At 68.3% G+C, this 19,935-nt stretch carries 24 protein-coding genes; 14 read left to right on the top strand and 10 right to left on the bottom strand.

Going from position 1 to position 19,935, the window contains the following annotated elements; genetic code table 11:
- Window positions 1–22 precede the first annotated feature (22 nt).
- Genes AC4OR5_RS12420 through AC4OR5_RS12405 form a run of 4 tightly spaced genes read right to left on the bottom strand, consistent with a single transcriptional unit; the run spans window position 23 to window position 2,847 of the window.
- Window positions 23–739, bottom strand: coding sequence for a type 1 glutamine amidotransferase (locus tag AC4OR5_RS12420; RefSeq protein WP_003084901.1), 717 nt, complete (start codon window positions 737–739; stop codon window positions 23–25).
- Complete coding sequence (locus tag AC4OR5_RS12415; protein WP_058160931.1) at window positions 739–1,920, bottom strand: aspartate aminotransferase family protein; 1,182 nt, start codon at window positions 1,918–1,920, stop codon at window positions 739–741. The genes AC4OR5_RS12420 and AC4OR5_RS12415 overlap by 1 nt, the downstream gene beginning before the upstream one ends.
- A complete protein-coding gene (locus AC4OR5_RS12410; RefSeq protein WP_058134578.1) occupies window positions 1,913–2,149 on the bottom strand; it encodes a hypothetical protein in 237 nt (78 codons plus the stop codon). The genes AC4OR5_RS12415 and AC4OR5_RS12410 overlap by 8 nt, the downstream gene beginning before the upstream one ends.
- Window positions 2,146–2,847 carry an MOSC domain-containing protein gene (locus AC4OR5_RS12405; protein WP_003129147.1) on the bottom strand — a complete coding sequence of 234 codons (702 nt, stop codon included), beginning with the start codon at window positions 2,845–2,847 and terminating at the stop codon, window positions 2,146–2,148. Before AC4OR5_RS12405 ends, AC4OR5_RS12410 begins: the two co-directional genes overlap by 4 nt.
- Window positions 2,848–2,948: 101 nt before the next feature.
- On the opposite strand from AC4OR5_RS12405, the gene AC4OR5_RS12400 reads away from it, so the two are divergent.
- The 3 genes from AC4OR5_RS12400 (at window position 2,949) to AC4OR5_RS12390 (ending at window position 5,142) form a co-directional block, all read left to right on the top strand.
- On the top strand, window positions 2,949–3,827 hold the full coding sequence (locus AC4OR5_RS12400) for a LysR family transcriptional regulator (RefSeq protein WP_010793510.1): 879 nt from the start codon (window positions 2,949–2,951) through the stop codon (window positions 3,825–3,827).
- A gap of 353 nt (window positions 3,828–4,180) precedes the next feature.
- Window positions 4,181–4,864: a transcriptional regulator Dnr gene (gene dnr / locus AC4OR5_RS12395; RefSeq protein WP_003084891.1), complete on the top strand. Its 684-nt coding sequence runs from the start codon at window positions 4,181–4,183 to the stop codon at window positions 4,862–4,864.
- Between the two features lie 83 nt (window positions 4,865–4,947).
- Window positions 4,948–5,142 carry a hypothetical protein gene (locus AC4OR5_RS12390; RefSeq protein ID WP_058160929.1) on the top strand — a complete coding sequence of 65 codons (195 nt, stop codon included), beginning with the start codon at window positions 4,948–4,950 and terminating at the stop codon, window positions 5,140–5,142.
- A 6-nt stretch (window positions 5,143–5,148) separates the two neighbouring features.
- Here the strand turns inward: AC4OR5_RS12390 and AC4OR5_RS12385 are convergent, their stop codons facing one another.
- The 6 genes from AC4OR5_RS12385 to nirQ all read right to left on the bottom strand — a co-directional run bounded on the left by AC4OR5_RS12385 (window position 5,149) and on the right by nirQ (window position 10,525).
- Complete coding sequence (locus AC4OR5_RS12385) at window positions 5,149–6,987, bottom strand: nitric oxide reductase activation protein NorD (RefSeq protein ID WP_491952832.1); 1,839 nt, start codon at window positions 6,985–6,987, stop codon at window positions 5,149–5,151.
- A gap of 1 nt (window position 6,988) precedes the next feature.
- Window positions 6,989–8,386, bottom strand: a complete 1,398-nt coding sequence (gene norB / locus AC4OR5_RS12380; RefSeq protein ID WP_491952831.1) for a nitric-oxide reductase subunit NorB — start codon at window positions 8,384–8,386, stop codon at window positions 6,989–6,991.
- Window positions 8,386–8,826 carry a nitric oxide reductase subunit NorC gene (gene norC, locus AC4OR5_RS12375; RefSeq protein ID WP_003084881.1) on the bottom strand — a complete coding sequence of 147 codons (441 nt, stop codon included), beginning with the start codon at window positions 8,824–8,826 and terminating at the stop codon, window positions 8,386–8,388. Before norC ends, norB begins: the two co-directional genes overlap by 1 nt.
- Before the next feature lie 89 nt (window positions 8,827–8,915).
- Window positions 8,916–9,173, bottom strand: a complete 258-nt coding sequence (locus AC4OR5_RS12370; protein WP_003084879.1) for a cytochrome C oxidase subunit IV family protein — start codon at window positions 9,171–9,173, stop codon at window positions 8,916–8,918.
- Between the two features lie 7 nt (window positions 9,174–9,180).
- Complete coding sequence (locus AC4OR5_RS12365; RefSeq protein WP_079992452.1) at window positions 9,181–9,708, bottom strand: cytochrome c oxidase subunit 3; 528 nt, start codon at window positions 9,706–9,708, stop codon at window positions 9,181–9,183.
- 34 nt (window positions 9,709–9,742) lie between these two features.
- The gene (gene nirQ / locus AC4OR5_RS12360) at window positions 9,743–10,525 is read right to left on the bottom strand and encodes a transcriptional regulator NirQ (RefSeq protein ID WP_003084875.1); all 783 of its coding nucleotides are present in this window, start codon (window positions 10,523–10,525) and stop codon (window positions 9,743–9,745) included.
- 215 nt (window positions 10,526–10,740) lie between these two features.
- On the opposite strand from nirQ, the gene nirS reads away from it, so the two are divergent.
- The 11 genes from nirS to nirN are packed head-to-tail and all read left to right on the top strand — an operon-like array spanning window position 10,741 to window position 19,730.
- A complete protein-coding gene (gene nirS / locus AC4OR5_RS12355; RefSeq protein WP_058160925.1) occupies window positions 10,741–12,447 on the top strand; it encodes a nitrite reductase in 1,707 nt (568 codons plus the stop codon).
- A gap of 50 nt (window positions 12,448–12,497) precedes the next feature.
- On the top strand, window positions 12,498–12,812 hold the full coding sequence (gene nirM, locus AC4OR5_RS12350) for a cytochrome C-551 (protein ID WP_003129143.1): 315 nt from the start codon (window positions 12,498–12,500) through the stop codon (window positions 12,810–12,812).
- Window positions 12,809–13,168 carry a cytochrome c55X gene (nirC, locus tag AC4OR5_RS12345; RefSeq protein ID WP_003084870.1) on the top strand — a complete coding sequence of 120 codons (360 nt, stop codon included), beginning with the start codon at window positions 12,809–12,811 and terminating at the stop codon, window positions 13,166–13,168. The genes nirM and nirC overlap by 4 nt, the downstream gene beginning before the upstream one ends.
- Complete coding sequence (nirF, locus tag AC4OR5_RS12340; protein WP_058152870.1) at window positions 13,165–14,343, top strand: heme d1 biosynthesis protein NirF; 1,179 nt, start codon at window positions 13,165–13,167, stop codon at window positions 14,341–14,343. The genes nirC and nirF overlap by 4 nt, the downstream gene beginning before the upstream one ends.
- An 8-nt stretch (window positions 14,344–14,351) precedes the next feature.
- A complete protein-coding gene (locus tag AC4OR5_RS12335) occupies window positions 14,352–14,804 on the top strand; it encodes an AsnC family transcriptional regulator (RefSeq protein ID WP_003084864.1) in 453 nt (150 codons plus the stop codon).
- Window positions 14,801–15,325 carry a siroheme decarboxylase subunit beta gene (ahbB, locus tag AC4OR5_RS12330; protein WP_058160924.1) on the top strand — a complete coding sequence of 175 codons (525 nt, stop codon included), beginning with the start codon at window positions 14,801–14,803 and terminating at the stop codon, window positions 15,323–15,325. Before AC4OR5_RS12335 ends, ahbB (AC4OR5_RS12330) begins: the two co-directional genes overlap by 4 nt.
- Window positions 15,318–15,761, top strand: coding sequence for an Lrp/AsnC family transcriptional regulator (locus AC4OR5_RS12325; RefSeq protein ID WP_004352179.1), 444 nt, complete (start codon window positions 15,318–15,320; stop codon window positions 15,759–15,761). Before ahbB (AC4OR5_RS12330) ends, AC4OR5_RS12325 begins: the two co-directional genes overlap by 8 nt.
- On the top strand, window positions 15,736–16,251 hold the full coding sequence (gene ahbB / locus AC4OR5_RS12320) for a siroheme decarboxylase subunit beta (RefSeq protein WP_023107670.1): 516 nt from the start codon (window positions 15,736–15,738) through the stop codon (window positions 16,249–16,251). Before AC4OR5_RS12325 ends, ahbB (AC4OR5_RS12320) begins: the two co-directional genes overlap by 26 nt.
- Complete coding sequence (nirJ, locus tag AC4OR5_RS12315) at window positions 16,245–17,408, top strand: heme d1 biosynthesis radical SAM protein NirJ (protein WP_031639724.1); 1,164 nt, start codon at window positions 16,245–16,247, stop codon at window positions 17,406–17,408. Before ahbB (AC4OR5_RS12320) ends, nirJ begins: the two co-directional genes overlap by 7 nt.
- Window positions 17,409–17,418: 10 nt before the next feature.
- Entirely contained in the window at window positions 17,419–18,258 is an 840-nt protein-coding gene (gene cobA / locus AC4OR5_RS12310) for a uroporphyrinogen-III C-methyltransferase (RefSeq protein WP_058160922.1), read from the top strand.
- Entirely contained in the window at window positions 18,249–19,730 is a 1,482-nt protein-coding gene (gene nirN, locus AC4OR5_RS12305; RefSeq protein ID WP_079992449.1) for a dihydro-heme d1 dehydrogenase, read from the top strand. The genes cobA and nirN overlap by 10 nt, the downstream gene beginning before the upstream one ends.
- Window positions 19,731–19,935 lie beyond the last annotated feature (205 nt).

The following is a 19,935-nucleotide window of genomic DNA, read 5'->3' as shown; positions in this document are numbered from 1 at the left end:
GACAGAGGAATCTTTCTGGCGATCAGGCCCGGCGTGCGATCTCCGCCGGCCGATGCGCCAGGTAATCGAGCAACAGGAACAGCACCGGCGCCACCTCGCGGCAATGCGCGACACCCTGGCGGATCCTCCCGGCGCTCTGCACCGCCCCTTCCCGTTGCAGGTCCTGCGGGCAGGCATCGAGCAGCGCCTCGATGCTCTCCGCGGTGCTTTCCAGGTGACATTGCAGGCCGATAGCCTGCTCGTTCCAGATGAAGCCCTGGTTTGCGCAGGCAGCCGAACCATAGAGCGGCACGCTGCCGGCCGGCAGGTCGAAGGTCTCGCCGTGCCAGTGGAACGCCATCAGCCGTTCCGGCAGGCGCTCGCCCAGCGGCGAGCCCAGCGCCTGGCTGTACCTGTGCAGCGGCCACCAGCCGATCTCCGCCTGGCGTCCCGGGCGTACCGCAGCCCCCAGCGCCTGGGCCAGCAGCTGCGCGCCGAGGCAGATGCCGAGGACCTTCTTGCCGGCATCCAGCGCCGCGCGGATCAAACGCTTCTCCGCCACCAGCCAGGGATATTGCGCTTCGTCGTGGACGCTCATCGGCCCGCCCATCACCACCAGCAGGTCGAAGCTGTCCAGCGCAGGCAGGTGGGCGTCGGCGTAGAGGTAGCAGACGTGCTCGTGCTCGCAGTGGCGGCCGATCCAGTCGCCGATCCGCGCGCTGCCTTCGAAGGGAACGTGTTGCAATACCAGGGCGCGCATCAGGCCACCTCCTCGTGTCGGTTGGCGATCCGGGCCAGGGCCCGTTCCAGTCGCCGCAGCATTTCGTCGACGTTGGCCCGGCTCACCGTCAGCGCCGGGGAAAAACGCAGGCAGTGCGGCTGCGGCGCGTTGATCAGCAGGCCTTCGCCGAACGCCGCGCGAACCACCGCCGGCGCGCGCTGGCCGATCAGCGGCAGCCCCCAGAACAGTCCCTGGCCGCGCAGCGGACCATGCCCATAGCGACGCGCGACACGGGCCAGGCCATCGCGCAGGTGGGTGCCCTGCTCGCGCACCTGCTCCAGGAAACCCGGCTCCAGCACGGTATTCAGTACCGCCAGCCCGGCAGCGGTCATCAACGCGTTGCCGTGGTGGGTGCCAAGCTGGTCGCCCGGTTCGAAGCAGCAGGCGTTGCCACGCGCCAGCAGCGCCGACAGCGGCACCCCGGCGCCGAGGCCCTTGCCGAGGGTAACGATGTCGGCGCGTACCCCGTACAGTTCCTCCGCCAGCAGCGCGCCGCAGCGGCCGATGCCGGTCTGCACCTCGTCGAGGATCAACAGGACGCCACGCTGTCGGCACAGCCGCTCGATGCCACGCAGGTAGTCGAGGGTCGCCGGGATCACCCCGGCATCGCCCTGCACCGGCTCCAGCATCACCGCCACGGTCTCTTCGTCTATGGCCGCGGCCATGGCGTCGAGGTCGTTGAACGGCACCCTGGCAAATCCCTCCAGGCCATGCTGCGCCGGCTTGCCACAAGCCGTCAGGGTGCCCGGGGTGCGTCCATGGATGCTGTTGACAGTGCTGACGATCCGTTGCGCGCCGCCGCGATGCAGGTGGCCCCACTTGCGCGCCAGGGCGATGGCCGCTTCGTTGGCCTCGGCGCCGCTGGTGAGGAAGTAGGCCTGGTCGCTGCCGGTCGCCAGGCACAGGCGCTGCGCCAATGCCAGCACCGGCCGGTTGAGCAGGCCGGGGCCGGCGCTGACCAGTTCCCGCGCCTGCCGGGCCAGGGCCTGGACCAGCACGCTGGGACTGTGGCCAAGGCAGTTCACCGCCAGGCCCTGGGTGAAGTCGAGGAAGGCGCGTCCGTCGCTGTCCCACAGCCACGAGCCCTGGCCACGGACGAACACCTGCGCGGGCCGTTCCTGGGTGCGCATCAGGCGCAGGCTATCCAGCGCATCAGCCATCTTTCAGTTCCTCGGTCATGTACTCCACCGCCAGCAGGCGCACGCCCTGTGGCCCCTGCTCCAGCAGCCGACGCTTTTCCCGGCGCGTTTCGAAGCGCAGTTCGAAGCCGTCGCCGGCGGGGAAGCGCTGGCGCATCAGCTCGCGCACCTCGGCAAAGCGCACGGCGCTCACCGTCATGCTGGCCAACAGCCGGCCGGACTGGCTCAAGGTGATCAGGTAGTCGCTCAAGAGGCATGCTCCCGGTAATCCGATGGCCCGTGCAGGCGCGGCCCCCAGTCTTCCACCACGCCGCTGGACAGGCGTTTCGCCGCTGTCTTGCGCCAACGCTGGGAGAGCGCGTCGCAGGCCATCATCTGGCGCAACCCGAGAGGCTCCAGGGGATCGCCGAAATACCACTGCAACAGGCGGGCGACGGTCAGTTCAGGGTAATGCCGCTGGACCAGCTTCAGCTGGTCCCCGGGAGTCACCATGCCACTGCGCAGGACCCGATAGAACCAGCCGCAGCGGCCGCCGCTCTGCAATTCGTCGGGCAGCTCGGGAAGATTCCAGCGCTGGCCCTGGCGATAGCAGGGCGAACGCGGCTGGCTGACTTCCAGCAGGGCATCGCCCCAATGGAACTGGTCGCCGATGCAGACCTCGGCTTCGGTGATGCCGTAGGTCGAGATGTTCTCGCCGAACGCCGGCAGTTGCCAGCGGTTCAGCGGGTGGCGCTTGCGCCAGTAGCGGTAGTGCTCGGCAGGATAGTGATGGAGAGCGCGCTCGAGGCCGCCGTGGTGGCGGATGTCGGCCTGTTCGTCGCCGGGCAGGCCATCGTGGCCCAGCCAGAACTCCTGCTCGACCGGCAGCTTGTCGATCGCGCTGACCAATCCGCCCCAGGTTTCTTCGACTTTACCTATGAAAACACCGTTTACGACTATCTGCTCCATTGCTCCGCGACCACCCGATGTACCGCCAATGCAGCTAGACTAGTGCCACACGCGGGACCCACTCCATTTCGATTTTCCAGTTTCATCGATAAGAACAGCTTATGGATTTTCGCCAACTCCGCTATTTCGTCGCGCTCTACGAGGAAGGCCACGTCGGCCGCGCCGCCGAACGCCTGGCCCTGTCGCAACCGGCCCTCTCGCAGCAGATCCGCCAGTTGGAGCAGAACCTCGACGTCTCGCTGTTCCAGCGCAGCGGCAAGCGCCTGCTGCCGACCGTCGCCGCCCACACCCTGTACAACCATGCGGTACCGCTGCTGGAGGGATTGGAAAGGGCCCGCGAGGCGATGCGCGTATTCCGCGGACAGACCCCGCGCAGCCTGGCGATCGGCGTGCTGCAGACGGTCAACGCCAGCCTGGTGCCGTACATGGTCGAACGCCTGCACGCCGCGCAGCCGCATCTGCGGGTGCAGATCTACGAACTGTCGGGAATCGACATCGAGCGGCGCCTGCTCACCGGCAACCTGGATATCGGCATCGGCTTCCTGCCGCCGCGCCAGCCGGGCTTGCACAGCGTCGAGCTGTACGAGGACGAATTGCAGCTGGTGATCCCCGAGGAACACCCGTTGAAGGAGTTCAGAAAGGTGTCCCTGGCCCAGGCCGCGGAGTTGCCGATGCTGCTGCTCGGCGAAGAGTTCCGCGCGCGCCAGATCTGGCAGGAGCAACTCGCCGCGATCGGCCGGCGGCCGCGGGTGCAGGCGGAACTGAACCACATGAGCGGGATTCTCGACAGCCTGCCGCAGACCCGCTTCGCCACCGTTCTACCGGGCAAGGCACGGCAGATGCACTCGAACCAGCGGCTGCTGTGGAAACCGCTCAGCGAACCGCGCATCCCGCTGAAGGTCGGCCTGGTCTACCGCGACGCGCAGCGCCAGCACGCCAGCGTCGAGCTGCTGCGTTCGCTGCTGGAAGGCGTGATCTGAGCGACGCGGTTTTCCTCGGGCAATAAAAAACCCCGCCTTTTGGGCGGGGTTTTGCAGACCTCTATCCTGACATCCGTGCTACGCCACCATCCATGGTGGATTCCCTTGGTTTCCGTATTGTCTTTGGCGCTTCCTGCGCAATGTCCTGACGGTTTGAAGATTACGCATCTCCGCGAGGGGGAGAAAGCAGCCAAAACCACCGCCGTTTGTAAGCCTTGGCTTACACGCTGTAATAGTTCCGCTCGCCGGACCGACGGCAGCGCCCACCCGCCGCGAGCTTGCCGTGCATCAAGATGACCTGCGCCGGGCCCGCTACAGTGGGCAGTCCCCTCATCATCGCGAGCCTTCCCAGCATGGAATTCCAGCGCGTCCACCAGCAGTTGCTGCAAAGCCACCACCTGTTCGAACCGCTTTCTCCCGTCCAGCTCCAGGAACTGCTCGCCAGCAGCGACCTGGTCAACCTCGACAAGGGCGCCTACGTGTTCCGCCAGGGCGAGCCGGCGCACGCCTTCTACTACCTGATTTCCGGCTGCGTGAAGATCTACCGGCTGACCCCGGAAGGCCAGGAGAAGATTCTCGAAGTAACCAACGAACGCAACACCTTCGCCGAGGCGATGATGTTCATGGACACCCCGAACTACGTGGCCACCGCCCAGGCCGTGGTGCCCAGCCAGCTGTTCCGTTTCTCCAACAAGGCCTACCTGCGCCAGTTGCAGGACAACACCCCGTTGGCCCTGGCCCTGCTGGCCAAGCTCAGCACCCGCCTGCACCAGCGCATCGACGAGATCGAGACGCTTTCCCTGAAGAACGCCACCCACCGCGTGGTGCGCTACCTGCTGACCCTCGCCGCCCACGCGCCGGGGGAGAACTGCCGGGTGGAAATCCCGGTGGCCAAGCAACTGGTGGCCGGTCACCTGTCGATCCAGCCGGAAACCTTCTCGCGGATCATGCACCGCCTCGGCGACGAGGGCATCATCCGCCTCGACGGCCGCGAAATCAGCATCCTCGACCGCGAACGCCTGGAGTGCTTCGAGTGAACAGCGCCGCCGCTTGATCGCGGTCAAGCGCGCCACGGCCCGTCCACCGGCAAGCTGGCGGGGTCGAGCCCGCGAGAACGCCCATGCGCCAATGCCTGTATTGCCTCCATGAAACCGAAGGCGCGGAAAGCGCCTGCGAACAGTGCGGCATGCCACTGCCCAGCGCTTCCCAGCGCCAGCTCCAGGGTCGCCGGCAGCAGCGCTTCGCCTGGTTCTGCGTCGGGCTGGCGCTGTTCTGCCTGGGCATGATGCTCTGGCTGCCGCGCGATGTTCCCTGAGGCCTCTCAGCGGCGCAGGCGCCGATAGAGCTGGAGCAGGCGCTCGGGCAACTGCCCGGCGCGCTCGACCAGCGCGAAGCCGTCGGCGCCGAACAGGTAGGGCAGGTAGTCCGCCGCCTCCTTGTCGATGGTGATGCAGAACGGCACCAGTCCCTGGCTGCGCGCCTCGATCACCGCCTGGCGGGTGTCCTCGATGCCGTAGCGGCCCTCGTAGCGGTCCAGGTCGTTGGGCTTGCCGTCGCTCAACAGCAACAGCAGGCGACGCTTCTGCGGCTGCCCGCCGAGCACCTGGCTGGCCCGGCGGATCGCCGCGCCCATCCGCGTGTAGTAGCCCGGCGAGAGCGCCAGCACGCGACCGCGGACCTCGCCGCCGTAGCCTTCGTCGAAGTCCTTCAGCACCTGCCAGCGCACCTGCTGCCGGCGCACCGAGGAAAATCCGTACAGCGCGAAGGGGTCGCCCAGCGCCTGCAACGCTTCGCCGAACAGCAGCAGGCTGTCGACGATGCTGTCGATCACTCGCCGCTGGTCGTCGAGGTAGGCTTCGGTGGACATCGACAGGTCCGCCAGCAACAGGCAGGCGAGGTCGCGCCGGCGCGGCCGCTGTTCGAGGAACAGGCCTGGCTGGGTGGAACCGCCGCGCCGCCGCTCGACCTGGAAGTCGAGCCAGGCATCGAGGTCGATCTCGTCGCCCTGCGGCTGCTGGCGCAGGCGTTGGCGGCCGTCGCGCAGGCAGGCGAACTGGCGGCGCAGATGCAGCGCGGTCTTCTCCAGGTGCGCCGGCAGGCTGGCGCGGGTCGCGCCGCGCGGCCGCATCGGTTGCAGCAGCACGTGGTCGCTCAGCAGGCGCTGCTGCCGATAGTCCCACTCGGGCAGCTTCAGCCCGGGGCCGAGCGGCAGGTCGTCGTAGTCGGCGGCCGGCAGGTCGAGGTCAAGGCGCAGGCCGCCGCCCTTCTGCGTGCGCTGGCGCGACAGCGACAGGTAGTCGAGGTCTTCGGCGACGCGCGCGCCGTCCGGGTCGTCCTCGTCGTCGCTACAGCGGTCCAGGGCCAGGTGCTCCGACCAACTGAGCAGGCTTTCCAGGCGGAACAGCAGCAGGTTGCGTTCGCTGTCGCGTTCCTCGACGCGCTCGGCGCGCTTGCGCGCTCCGCTGCGGGCGACCTGGCGCTTGCCGGCGCCTGCGGCCGCTTCCTCGCCGTCCTCCGCGCTGGCGGAAGGCGTCCAGCGCTCGCCGGGATACAGCCACAGCGGCACCGGCCAGGGCGCCCGCTCGACTCGCGGGAAGCGCTCGACGCTGCCCGGCTCGGCAAGCGCGCGGCGCAGGGCGATTTCCAGTTCGGCGTCTGCCGCCGGGCAATCGTCCAGCGACGGGCGCTGGCGCAGATGCGCGGCGACCAGCCGGGCGTAGCGCGGGCGCAGCGCCGGATAGGCGTCGAGCAACTGCCGCGCCCAGCGCTGGTTGTCCTGCGCCCAGTGCCGCAGCGGCCCGGCGCTGGCCGCCAGCAGCGCCAGCCAGCGATACAGTTCGCGGTTCAGCTCGGCCTGCGGATAGACCGCGAGGGACTCCGGCAGGCGCAGGCTGTCGCCGTTGAACCAGGACACCGGGGCCTGCTCGCAGGTCCCGGCGACCCGCTGCAACCAGGTGCTGCGTAGCAGCAGGCGGCGCGCCGGGGTCGCCTCGAGGGCTACCCCCGGTGCACCGCCGAGCGCCCGGAAGAGCATACCGAGCGGACGCCGCATGCTCTCCAAGGTCACCCGCGCCGCCTCGAACTCGCCGCTGGCATGGCGGGTGATGAAGCGGTGCCAGTGGGCGCCGACCCATTCCTCCAGCTCGACGGCGAAGGCCATCTCAGGCGGCCGCCTTGCCGCGCCGGAAGCTCAGCAGGTAGGCGACCAGGCCGATGAGGAACACCACCCCGGCGCCTTCGCGCAGCCAGTAGAAGATCGCCAGCTGGTCCTGGGTGGCCATGAAGGTCATCGCCGCGCCGTCCGCCGGCATCCGTTGCAGCCAGACCTGCAGCACCCCGGCCGCGGAGAGGAACAGGGTGATGAACACCATCGCCACGGTCATCAGCCAGAAGCCCCACATCTCCAGGACCTGCGAGCGGTTGTCCATCGCCTCGCCGATCCCGCGCAGGCGCGGCATGGCGTAGGAGATGATGGTCATCACGATCATCGCGTAGGCGCCATAGAAGGCCATGTGGCCGTGGGCGGCGGTGAGCTGGGTGCCGTGGGTGTAGTAGTTGACCGGCGCCAGGGTATGCATGAAGCCCCACACTCCCGCGCCGAGGAAGGCCATCACCGTGGTGCCCATGGCCCACAGCGCGACCGCGCGGTTCGGATAGTCGCGGCGGCGGCGGTTGATGGTGTTGAAGGCGAACAGCACCATGGCGAAGAACGGCAGCGGCTCCAGCGCCGAGAATACCGAGCCGAGCCACAGCCAGTAGCCGGGCACGCCGATCCAGAAGTAGTGGTGGCCGGTGCCGATGATGCCGCTGATCAGCGCCATGGCGATGATCACGTAGAGCCACTTCTCGATCACCTCGCGGTCGACCCCGGTGATCTTCACCAGCACGAAGGCGAGGATCGCACCCATGATCAGTTCCCACACGCCTTCCACCCACAGGTGCACCACCCACCACCAGTAGAACTTGTCGCGGGTGAGGTTTTCCGGGTTGTAGAAGGAGAACAGGAACAGCAGGGCGAGGCCGATCAGGCCGGTCATCAGGACCATGCTGATGGCGGTCTTGCGCCCGCGCAGCACGGTCATGCCGACGTTGAACAGGAAGCCCAGGGCGACGATCACGATGCCCGCCTTGCTGATGGTCGGCTGTTCGAGGAACTCGCGGCCCATGGTCGGCCACAGTTCGTTGCCGGTGAGCCTGGCCAGGCCGGCGTAGGGCACCAGCAGGTAGCCGAGGATGGTCAGCACGCCGGCGGCGGCGAATACCCAGAACAGGATCCAGGCCAGCTTCGGGCTGTACAGCTCGCAGTCGCTCTCCTCCGGCACCAGGTAGTAGGCAGCGCCCATGAAGCCGAACAGCAGCCAGACGATCAGCAGGTTGGTGTGCACCATGCGCGCGACGTTGAAGGGGATCGCCGGGAACAGGAAGTCGCCGATCACGTACTGCAGGCCCATGATCAGGCCGAACAGGATCTGCCCGACGAAGAGGATCAGGGCGAACACGAAGTAGGGTTTGGCGACCGCCTGCGAGGCGAATTTCAGGGAGCCATTGGGCGACATCATCAACCCTCCTTGTTCGGCGGCCATTGGTTGGTATCGATCTTCGAGCTCCACTTGAGGAACTCGGCCAGGTCGTCGACCTGGCCCTCGCTGAGATGGAACTGCGGCATGGCGCGGCGGCCCGGCACGTTCAGCGGCTGGATCTTCATCCAGGCCTGGAGGAAGGTGTTGAAGCCCTCCTCGCCGCCACGGCGTCCGACCACGTTGCCCAGCTCCGGCGCGAAGTAGGCGCCCTCCCCGAGCAGGGTGTGGCAGCCGACGCAGTTGTTCTGCTCCCAGACCAGCTTGCCGCGCACCACCGCGGCGCTCATCGCGGCCTCGTTGGTGCGCTCGGGCAGGGTCTTCTCGGTGTGGTAGGTCAGGGCCAGGAACAGCAGGATGAAGAACACACTCCCGCCGAAATAGATGTTCCTGGCCATGCCTTTGGTAAAAGTCTCGGACATGCGGCCTCCTGGAATGGGTGGTGCGGCGATTCTAGGAAGCGGCGGCGGCGAACCCGCTTGATGGCAATCAAGATTCCCGAACGATTTACTCAGTTATTCATCCGCGCCAGGTACAGCGCAGCGCCCACCGCCAGGGCCATCAGCAGCGGCCAGGCCAGCAGCAGGCGGCGCCATAGCGCCGGGGCATGGGCCAGCTCCATGAAGCGCTCGCCGATCAGCCAGCCCTTGGCCACCGCGCAGGCCAGCACCGCCGCCAGCAGCCAGGGAGAGTCGCCGGCGCCGCCCAGCAGCACGCCGGCCACGGCCAGCGCCAGCAACGCCAGCCAGCAGAGGGTCAGGGTTCGCATCGGCACCTCATTGCAGGACGTAGACCAGCGGGAACAGCAGCACCCAGACCAGGTCGACCATGTGCCAGTAGAGCACTCCCGACTCCAGTCCCGAGCAAGCCTGCGGCGTATAACACCAGCGCCAGCAGGCCTGCGCCAGCCAGCCGAGGATCAGCAGGCCGAGCAGGACGTGGAGGAAATGGAAGCCGGTCAGGCACCAGTAGAGGGTGAAGAAAGTGTCGTGTTCGATGTCCAGGCCGAGGTCGGCGAGCCGCCCGTACTCGTGCAACTTCAGGCCGACATAGACCAGCGCCAGCAGCAGCGCCGCCAGCAACCAGCCGCTCGCCTGGCGCGGCCGTCCGCGGCGCACCGCGTGCACCGCCAGCGCGGCGAGCCAGCCGGAGCTGAGCAGGGCCACGGTCAGCAACAGGCCCCAGCGGCTATCCAGTTGCTCCCGGCCGGCACGGAACAGCTCCGGCTGCCAGGCCTGGGCGCCGGCGAACGCCAGCAGCAGCAGGCTGAACACGCTGAGTTCGGCGAGGATGAAGAACCACATCGCCAGGTCGCCGGGCAGGCGCCGCTCGACGGTATCAGGCGACATGGAGATCGACGATGTCCATCAGCGCCGCCACCGTCGCCGGGTCGTCCGAGAGCGGTTCGGCCAGCGCCACCCGGCACGCCTCGCGCGGGTCCATGCCGTCGCCGATGAGGCGCGCGGCGAAGATCAGCAGGCGGGTCGAGGCGACTTCCTCCAGGTCGTGCTGCTCCAGCCGCCGCAGCGCCTGGCCCAACTGCACCAGGCGCTGCGCCAGGGCCTCGGCGCAACCGCTTTCGCCGACCAGGATGCGTGCCTCCTGCTGCGCCGCCGGGTAGTCGAAGCGCAACGCGACGAAACGCTGCCGGGTGCTGGGCTTCAGGCCCTTGAGCAGGTTCTGGTAGCCGGGGTTGTAGGACACCACCAGCATGAACGAAGGCGGCGCCTGCAACGTCTCGCCGGTGCGCTCCAGGTACAGCTCGCGGCGGTCGTCGGCCAGCGGGTGGATGGCGACCGTGGTGTCCTGGCGCGCCTCCACCACTTCGTCCAGGTAGCAGATACCGCCTTCGCGCACTGCGCGGGTCAGCGGGCCGTCCTGCCACCAGGTGCCGTCGGCGCCGATCAGATGGCGGCCGAGCAGGTCGGCGGCGCCCAGGTCGTCGTGGCAGGCGACGCTGTACAGCGGCAGTTCCAGGCGCCGCGCCATGTACTGGACGAAGCGGGTCTTGCCGCAACCGGTGGGGCCCTTGAGCAATACCGGCAGGCCGTGCCGCCAGGCGCGCTCGAAGACTTCGATCTCATGGCCGGTGGCCTCGTAGAAGGGTGTCGCGTCCCGCATGTCCTACTCCTGCGCTAGGGATTAGGACCGCACGCTATTCACAGTTGGAAGGTGCCACAAGCGCAAAGCAACGCAATCTTGATTCCGGTCAAGCAAGGGTAAAGACCCTGCTTTCTATGATCCTTTCGCGCCATGAATTCCCGGGAGTTCCCGACGCAGCCACCCCCAAAACACTGCTAAGGGAGCGCCTCGCAGGGCTCCTGAGGAGATAGACCATGCCATTTGGCAAGCCACTGGTGGGCACCTTGCTCGCCTCGCTGACGCTGCTGGGCCTGGCCACCGCTCACGCCAAGGACGACATGAAAGCCGCCGAGCAATACCAGGGTGCCGCTTCCGCCGTCGATCCCGCTCACGTGGTGCGCACCAACGGTGCCCCCGACATGAGTGAAAGCGAGTTCAACGAGGCCAAGCAGATCTACTTCCAACGCTGCGCCGGTTGCCACGGCGTCCTGCGCAAGGGCGCCACCGGCAAGCCGCTGACCCCGGACATCACCCAGCAACGCGGCCAGCAATACCTGGAAGCGCTGATCACCTACGGCACCCCGCTGGGCATGCCGAACTGGGGCAGCTCCGGCGAGCTGAGCAAGGAACAGATCACCCTGATGGCCAAGTACATCCAGCACACCCCGCCGCAACCGCCGGAGTGGGGCATGCAGGAGATGCGCGAATCGTGGAAGGTGCTGGTGAAGCCGGAGGACCGGCCGAAGAAACAGCTCAACGACCTCGACCTGCCCAACCTGTTCTCGGTGACCCTGCGCGACGCCGGGCAGATCGCCCTGGTCGACGGCGACAGCAAGAAGATCGTCAAGGTCATCGATACCGGCTATGCCGTGCACATCTCGCGGATGTCCGCTTCCGGCCGCTACCTGCTGGTGATCGGCCGCGACGCGCGGATCGACATGATCGACCTGTGGACCAAGGAGCCGACCAAGGTCGCCGAGATCAAGATCGGCATCGAGGCGCGCTCGGTGGAAAGCTCCAAGTTCAAGGGCTACGAGGACCGCTACACCATCGCCGGCGCCTACTGGCCGCCGCAGTTCGCGATCATGGACGGCGAGACCCTGGAACCGAAGCAGATCGTCTCCACCCGCGGCATGACCGTAGACACCCAGACCTACCACCCGGAACCGCGCGTGGCGGCGATCATCGCCTCCCACGAGCACCCCGAGTTCATCGTCAACGTGAAGGAGACCGGCAAGGTCCTGCTGGTCAACTACAAGGACATCGACAACCTCACCATCACCAGCATCGGTGCGGCACCGTTCCTCCACGACGGCGGCTGGGACAGCAGCCACCGCTACTTCATGACCGCCGCCAACAACTCCAACAAGGTTGCCGTGATCGACTCCAAGGACCGTCGCCTGTCAGCCCTGGTCGACGTCGGCAAGACCCCGCACCCGGGGCGTGGCGCCAACTTCGTGCATCCCAAGTACGGCCCGGTGTGGAGCACCAGCCACCTGGGCGACGGCAGCATCTCGCTGATCGGCACCGATCCGAAGAACCATCCGCAGTACGCCTGGAAGAAAGTCGCCGAGCTACAGGGCCAGGGCGGCGGCTCGCTGTTCATCAAGACCCATCCGAAGTCCTCGCACCTCTACGTCGACACCACCTTCAACCCCGACGCCAGGATCAGCCAGAGCGTCGCGGTGTTCGACCTGAAGAACCTCGACGCCAAGTACCAGGTGCTGCCGATCGCCGAATGGGCCGATCTCGGCGAAGGCGCCAAGCGGGTGGTGCAGCCCGAGTACAACAAGCGCGGCGATGAAGTCTGGTTCTCGGTGTGGAACGGCAAGAACGACAGCTCCGCGCTGGTGGTGGTGGACGACAAGACCCTGAAGCTCAAGGCCGTGGTCAAGGACCCGCGGCTGATCACCCCGACCGGCAAGTTCAACGTCTACAACACCCAGCACGACGTGTACTGAGACCCGCGTGCGGGGCACGCCCCGCACGCTCCCCCCTACGAGGAACCGTGATGAAACCGTACGCACTGCTTTCGCTGCTCGCCGCCGGCACCCTGCTCGCCCAGGGCGCCTGGGCCGAAGACCCCGAAGTGCTGTTCAAGAACAAGGGCTGCGTGGCCTGCCATGCCATCGACACCAAGATGGTCGGCCCGGCCTACAAGGACGTCGCCGCCAAGTTCGCCGGCCAGGCCGGCGCCGAAGCGGAACTCGCGCAGCGGATCAAGAACGGCAGCCAGGGCGTCTGGGGCCCGATCCCGATGCCGCCGAACGCGGTCAGCGACGACGAGGCGCAGACCCTGGCGAAGTGGGTCCTGTCGCAGAAATGAACGCCCCTCCGGACTTCCGGCGCGCCGCCAGCCACGCCTTGTGGCTGGCCCTCGCGCTGACGTTCGCCTGTCCTCTTCCGGGCCTGGCCGACGAGCATCCCGATGCCCGTCGCCAGGCCCAGTTGCGTCACCTGCTGTTGCAGGACTGCGGCTCTTGCCACGGCCTGCGCCTGACCGGCGGCCTCGGCCCGGCGCTGACCCCCGAGGCCCTGCGCGGCAAGCCGCGCGAATCGCTGGTCGCCACCGTGCTCATGGGCCGTCCGCAAACCCCGATGCCCCCCTGGGCCGGCCTGCTCAGCGAAGACGACGCCGGCTGGCTGGTGGACCGCCTGATCGAAGGAGAGATCGCCCCATGAACCTGCGTCCCCTCGCGCCGCTTTTCCTCGCCCTGCTCGCCGGCTGTAGCCAGCAGCCGCCCTTGCGCGGCAGCGGCGACCTCGGCGTGCTGATCGAACGCGCCGACGGCAGCGTGCAGATCCTCGACGGCACGGCGAAGACCTCGCTGGCGCGGGTCGAAGGCCTCGGCGACCTGTCCCACGCCTCCCTGGTGTTCTCCCGCGACCAGCGCTACGCCTACGTGTTCGGGCGCGACGGCGGCCTGACCAAGCTCGACCTGCTGGCCCAGCGCATCGACAAGCGCCTGATCCAGGGCGGCAACAGCATCGGCGGAGCGATCAGCCAGGACGGTCGGCTGGTCGCGGTATCCAACTACGAGCCGGGCGGGGTCAAGGTGTTCGACAGCCGCACCCTGGAGCTGGTCGCCGAGATTCCCGCCACCCGCCTCCCCGGCCAGGACAGGAACTCCCGGGTGGTCGGCCTGGTCGACGCGCCGGGGCAGCGCTTCGTGTTCAGCCTGTTCGACAGCGGCGAGATCTGGATCGCCGACTTCAGCCAGGGCGACACGCCGCGCCTGACCCGCTTCCGCGATATCGGCAAGCAACCCTACGACGCCCTCATCAGCCCCGACGGGCGCTACTACATGGCCGGCCTGTTCGGCGAGGACGGCATGGCCCAGCTCGACCTCTGGCACCCGGAGCGCGGCGTCAGGCGCGTACTCGGCGACTACGGCCGCGGCCAACGCAAGCTGCCGGTGTACAAGATGCCGCACCTGGAGGGCTGGACCATCGCCAGCGACCAGGCCTTCGTCCCGGCGGTCGGCCATCACCAGGTGCTGGTGCTCGACGCGCGCGACTGGAAGCAGACCGACGCCATCGACGTCGCCGGCCAGCCGGTGTTCGTCATGACTCGACCGGACGACCGGCAGGTCTGGGTCAACTTCGCCTATCCGGACAACGACAAGGTGCAGGTCATCGACAGCGAGACCCACCAGGTGATCGAGACCCTACGCCCTGGCCCCGGCGTGCTGCACATGGAATTCAGCGGGCGCGGCGACCAGGTCTGGATCTCGGTGCGCGACGCCGACCAGTTGCAGGTCTGGGACCCGTACCGCCTGGAGCGCATCGGCAGCCTTCCGGCCCGCAGCCCGAGCGGCATCTTCTTCAGCCACCGCGCCCAGCACATCGGACTCTAGGAGGCACCATGGACGACCTCTCCCGCCGCCTCCTCGCCCGCTACCAGAAAGGCCTGCCGATCTGCGCGGAACCCTATCGGCGGATGGCCGAAACCCTGGGTTGCAGCGAAGCCGAGGTGCTCGAACGGCTGCGTCGCCTGGAAGCCGACGGCGCGTTGTCGCGGGTCGGCCCGGTGCTCCGCCACCAACGCGCCGGGGCCAGCACCCTGGCTGCCCTGGCGGTGCCCGAGGAGCGTCTGCAACGGGTCGCCGAGCGCATCAGCCAGTACGCCGAGGTCAACCACAACTACCAGCGCGAACACCGCTACAACCTGTGGTTCGTGCTCACCGCCGGCGACCGCGCGCAACTCGACCGGGTACTGGCGGAGATCGCCGCCGACACCGGCCTGCAACCCCTCGACCTGCCGATGCAGGAAGCCTACTGCATCGACCTCGCGTTTCCCCTGGAGGCCAGCCGATGAACCCCGTCGAACCCCTCGCCGCGCCGCAGCGGCAACACCTGCGCTACCTGCTGGAACAGGGCCTGCCGCTGGCCAGCAGGCCCTACCGGGTGCTCGCCGAACGCATCGGCGCCGGCGAAGACGAAGTGCTGGAACAGGTCCGCCGCTGGGACGAAGACGGCCTGTTCCGCCGCTTCGGGGTGATCCTCCACCACCGCGCCCTGGGCTATACCGCCAACGCCATGCTGGTGCTGGACGTCGCCGACGCGGAGGTCGACGCCGTCGGCCGCGCCCTCGCCCACGAAACGATCGTCTCGCTCTGTTACCGCCGCCCGCGTCGCCTGCCGATGTGGCCATACAACCTGTTCTGCATGATCCACGGCCGCGAGCGCGGCGAAGTGGAACGCCAGATCGAGGCCCTGCTGGAGCGCCACACCCTGCGCCAGACACCGCACCGCTGGCTGTTCAGCCTGCGCGCCTACAAGCAGTGCGGCGGCCGCTACACCGCGCCGCCGGCCGACCTGGAGCGCCGCCATGGATGAGTTCGACCGGCGCCTGCTGAACCGCCTGCAACACGGCCTGCCGCTGGAGCCGCACCCCTACGCGCTGCTCGCCGACGAGCTGGATTGCCGCGAGGAAGACATCCTGCGCCGCCTCGACGACCTGCTCGACGACGGCACCCTGACCCGCTTCGGTCCGCTGTTCGACATCGAGCCCCTCGGCGGTGCCTTCACCCTGGCCGCCATGAGCGTGCCGGAGGCGCGTTTCGAAGAGATCGCCGCGCTGCTCGCCGGCTGGCCGCAGGTCGCCCACAACTACCGTCGCGAGCACGCCCTGAACATGTGGCTGGTGGTCGCCTGCGACAGCCCGGCGGAGGTCGCCGAGACCCTCGCACGGCTGGAGCGCGAGAGCGGGCTGGCGGTACTCGACCTGCCCAAGGAGGCGACCTACCATGTTGGCCTGCATTTCCCCCTCTGACGCCCTGCTCGCCCGCCGCCTGATCGAACTGACCCAGGCCGGCCTGCCGCTGGTCGCCGACCCTTGGGCGTGGATCGCCGCGCAACTGCGGCTGAGCGAGGCGGAGACCCTGGCGCTGCTGAAGCGCCTGCGCGACGCCGGGGTGATCCGGCGTATCGCCGCGGTGCCCAACCACTATCGCCTGGGCTACCGGCACAACGGCATGACCGTCTGGGACGTCGCCGACGAACGCATCGAACGCCTCGGCCGGCTGGTCGGCGGGCTGTCCTTCGTCAGCCATTGCTACCGGCGCCCGCGCCATCTGCCGCAGTGGCGCTACAACCTGTTCGCCATGGTCCACGGCCGCAGCGAAGCGGAGATCGAAGGCTACCGCCAGCAGATCCGCCTGCTGCTCGGCGAGGACTGTCGCGCCGACGAGATGCTGGTGAGCAGCCGCATCCTGAAGAAGACCGGCCTGCGCCTGGCGCAGAAGGAGGAACGTCCATGCTGAGGATCAGCCATTACCTGCGCAGCCTCGCCGAGGACGCGCCGGCGCCGCGCCGCGCCGGCGGCAGGCGCGCCCCGGTGGTGATCTGGAACCTGCTGCGGCGCTGCAACCTGACCTGCAAGCACTGTTATTCCACCTCCGCCGACAGCGACTTCCGTGGCGAACTGGAGACCGCGGAAATCCTTCGCGGCATCGACGACCTGCGCGCCGCCGGAGTGCGCGTGCTGATCCTCTCCGGCGGCGAGCCGCTGATGCACCCGGACCTCTTCGAGATCGCCGCCCATGCGCGCCAGGCCGGGATGTTCGTGGCGCTGTCGAGCAACGGTACACTGATCGACGAAGGCAACATCCAGCGCGTCGCCGAGGCCCGCTTCGACTACGTCGGCATCAGCCTCGACGGCCTGCGCGAGACCCACGACCGCTTCCGCCAGAAGCAGGGCAGCTTCGACGCCGCGCTGGCGGCCATGCGCCTGTGCCGCGAGGCGGATATCCGCGTCGGCATGCGCACCACCCTGACCGAGGAGAACGCCGCGCAACTACCGGCACTGCTCGACCTGATGCGCGAACTCGACGTGCAGAAGTTCTACCTCTCGCACCTCAACTACAGTGGCCGCGGCCGCCGCAGCCGCGCCCTCGACGCCCACCACCGGCGCACCCGCGAGGCCCTCGCGCTGCTCTTCGAACGGGCCGACGAGGACATCCGGCAGGGGCGCGACAGCGACTTCGTCACCGGCAACAACGACGCCGACGCGCTCCTCCTCCTCGACTGGCTCAAGCGCCGCCGCCCGCAGCAACTGGCGCGTCTCTGCGAGCTGCTGCTGGACTGGGGCGGCAACGCCTCGGGCGAAGGCATCGCCAACATCGACAACACCGGCGAGGTGCATCCGGACAGCTACTGGTGGCACCACAGCGTCGGCAACATCCGCCATCAGCGCTTCGCCGACTTCTGGTTCGAGCGCCCCGACCCGCTGCTCCTGCAACTGCGCCAGCGCCCGCGACCGGTGGGCGGGCGCTGCAGCCAATGCCGCTGGCTGGACATCTGCAACGGCAACACCCGCACCCGCGCCTGGGCCGGCGGCGAACTCTGGGGCGAAGACCCCGGCTGCTACCTCAGCGATCAGGAAATCGGCCTTGAGCGCATCGCGCTGCACGCCGTCTAAGGAAAGCCTCATGAACACTACCGTGATTCCGCCGTCCCTCCTCAATGTCGACTTTCCCGCCGGCAGCGTCGCCCTGGTCGGCGCCGGCCCCGGCGATCCGGGCCTGCTCACCCTGCGCGCCTGGGCCCTGCTGCAACAGGCCGAGGTGGTGGTCTACGATCGCCTGGTCGCCCGCGAGCTGGTCGCCCTCCTGCCGGAAAGCTGCCAGCGCATCTACGTCGGCAAGCGCTGCGGCCACCACAGCCTGCCGCAGGAAGAAATCAACGAGCTGCTGGTGCGCCTGGCCCGGCAGCAACGCCGGGTGGTCCGCCTGAAGGGCGGCGACCCGTTCATCTTCGGTCGCGGCGCCGAGGAGCTGGAGCGCCTGCTCGAAGCCGGCGTCGACTGCCAGGTGGTCCCTGGCGTCACCGCCGCCTCCGGTTGCAGTACCTACGCCGGCATCCCGCTGACCCACCGCGACCTCGCCCAGTCCTGCACCTTCGTCACCGGCCACTTGCAGAACGACGGCCGCCTCGACCTCGACTGGGCCGGCCTGGCGCGCGGCAAGCAGACCCTGGTGTTCTACATGGGCCTGGGCAACCTCGCCGAGATCGCCGCGCGCCTGGTCGAGCACGGCCTCGCCGGCGACACCCCGGCGGCGCTGGTCAGCCAGGGCACCCAGGCGGACCAGCAGGTGACCCGCGGCGCCCTTGCCGAGCTGCCGGCGCTGGCGCGACGCTACCAGTTGAAGCCGCCGACGCTGATCGTCGTCGGCCAGGTGGTGGCGCTCTTCGCCGAGCGCGCGATGGCGCATCCTTCATACCTGGGCGCCGGCTCGCCGGTCAGCCGCGAGGCCGTCGCATGCGCCTGATCGGCTTCGCCCTCGGCCTGCTCCTCGGCTCCCTCGCACAGGCCGGCGAAGCGCCGGGGGAAGCGCTCTACCGCCAGCACTGCCAGGCCTGCCACGGCGCCGGGCGGCTCGGCGGCAGCGGCCCGACCCTGCTCCCGGAAAGCCTTTCGCGGCTGAAGCCGGCGCAGGCCCGCGAGGTGATCCTGCACGGTCGCCCGGCAACCCAGATGGCCGGCTTTGCCGGTCAATTGGACGCCGCCGCGGCGGACGCCCTGGTCGCCTATCTCTACCAGGCGCCGCCGCGCGAACCGCAGTGGGGCGCCGAGGACATCCGGGCCAGCCAGGTTCAGCCGCATCCCCTCGCCACCCTGCCGTCCAGGCCGCGCTTCGAGGCCGACCCGCTGAACCTGTTCGTGGTGGTGGAATCCGGCGACCACCACGTGACCATCCTCGACGGCGATCGCTTCGAGCCCATCGCCCGCTTCCCCTCGCGCTACGCCCTGCACGGAGGTCCGAAGTTCTCCCCGGACGGGCGCCTGGTGTACTTCGCCTCGCGCGACGGCTGGGTGACCCTCTACGACCTGTACAACCTGAAGGTGGTCGCCGAGGTCCGCGCCGGCCTCAACACGCGCAACCTGGCGGTCAGCGACGACGGGCGCTGGGTCCTGGTGGGCAACTACCTACCCGGCAACCTGGTACTGCTGGACGCCCGCGACCTGTCCCTGGTGCGGGTCATCCCGGCGGCCGACGCCCTGGGCCAGGCCTCGCGGGTCAGCGCGGTATACACGGCACCGCCGCGGCACAGCTTCGTGGTCGCCCTGAAGGACGTCCACGAGCTGTGGGAGCTGCCCTATGCCAACGGCAAGCCGGTCGCGCCGAAACGGCTGGCGGTGGCCGACTACCTCGACGACTTCTCCTTCAGCCCCGACTACCGCTACCTGCTGGGCAGCTCGCGGCAGGCCAGGGGCGGCGAGGTGATCGAGCTGGACAGCGGCGCGCGGGTCGCCTCGATCCCGCTGTCGGGCATGCCGCACCTCGGCTCGGGCATCTACTGGAAGCGCGACGGGCGCTGGGTGTTCGCCACGCCGAACATCAGCCGCGGGGTGATCTCGGTGATCGACCTGCAAAACTGGAAGCCGTTGAAGGAAATCGTCACCGACGGCCCCGGCTTCTTCATGCGCAGCCATGCCGACTCGCCCTACGCCTGGACCGATACCTTCCTTGGCAAGAAACACGACGAGATCCTGCTGATCGACAAGCAGACCCTGGAAATCGCCCATCGCCTGCGCCCCAGCCCGGGCAAGGTGGCCGGCCACGTCGAGTTCACCCGCGACGGCCGCTACGCCCTGCTCAGCGTCTGGGACCGCGACGGCGCGCTGGTGGTCTACGACGCGCACAGCCTGGAGGAAGTGAAGCGACTGCCGATGAACAAGCCGTCGGGCAAGTACAACGTCGGCAACAAGATCGGCTATGCGGAGGGAACCTCGCACTGAGGCTCGGGCGAGACGCCATCAACGGATATCCCCGTATCCTCCGCGACGGGCCACGACACCCCTGTCCCATCACGGCACGAGAAAAACCACGGGAATGGCGGATAACCGCAAGCGGTTATTCGCCCTACCGCCCACCCTGTGCGAGGAGCCGTAGGACGCATAACGCCAACGGCGTTATCCGCCGATCACCCTGTCCCATCACGGC

Source organism: Pseudomonas sp. YA1 (assembly GCF_058680555.1).
The sequence above is the reverse complement of the archived record's forward strand: the minus strand, read 5'-3'. Positions and strand labels throughout refer to the sequence as shown.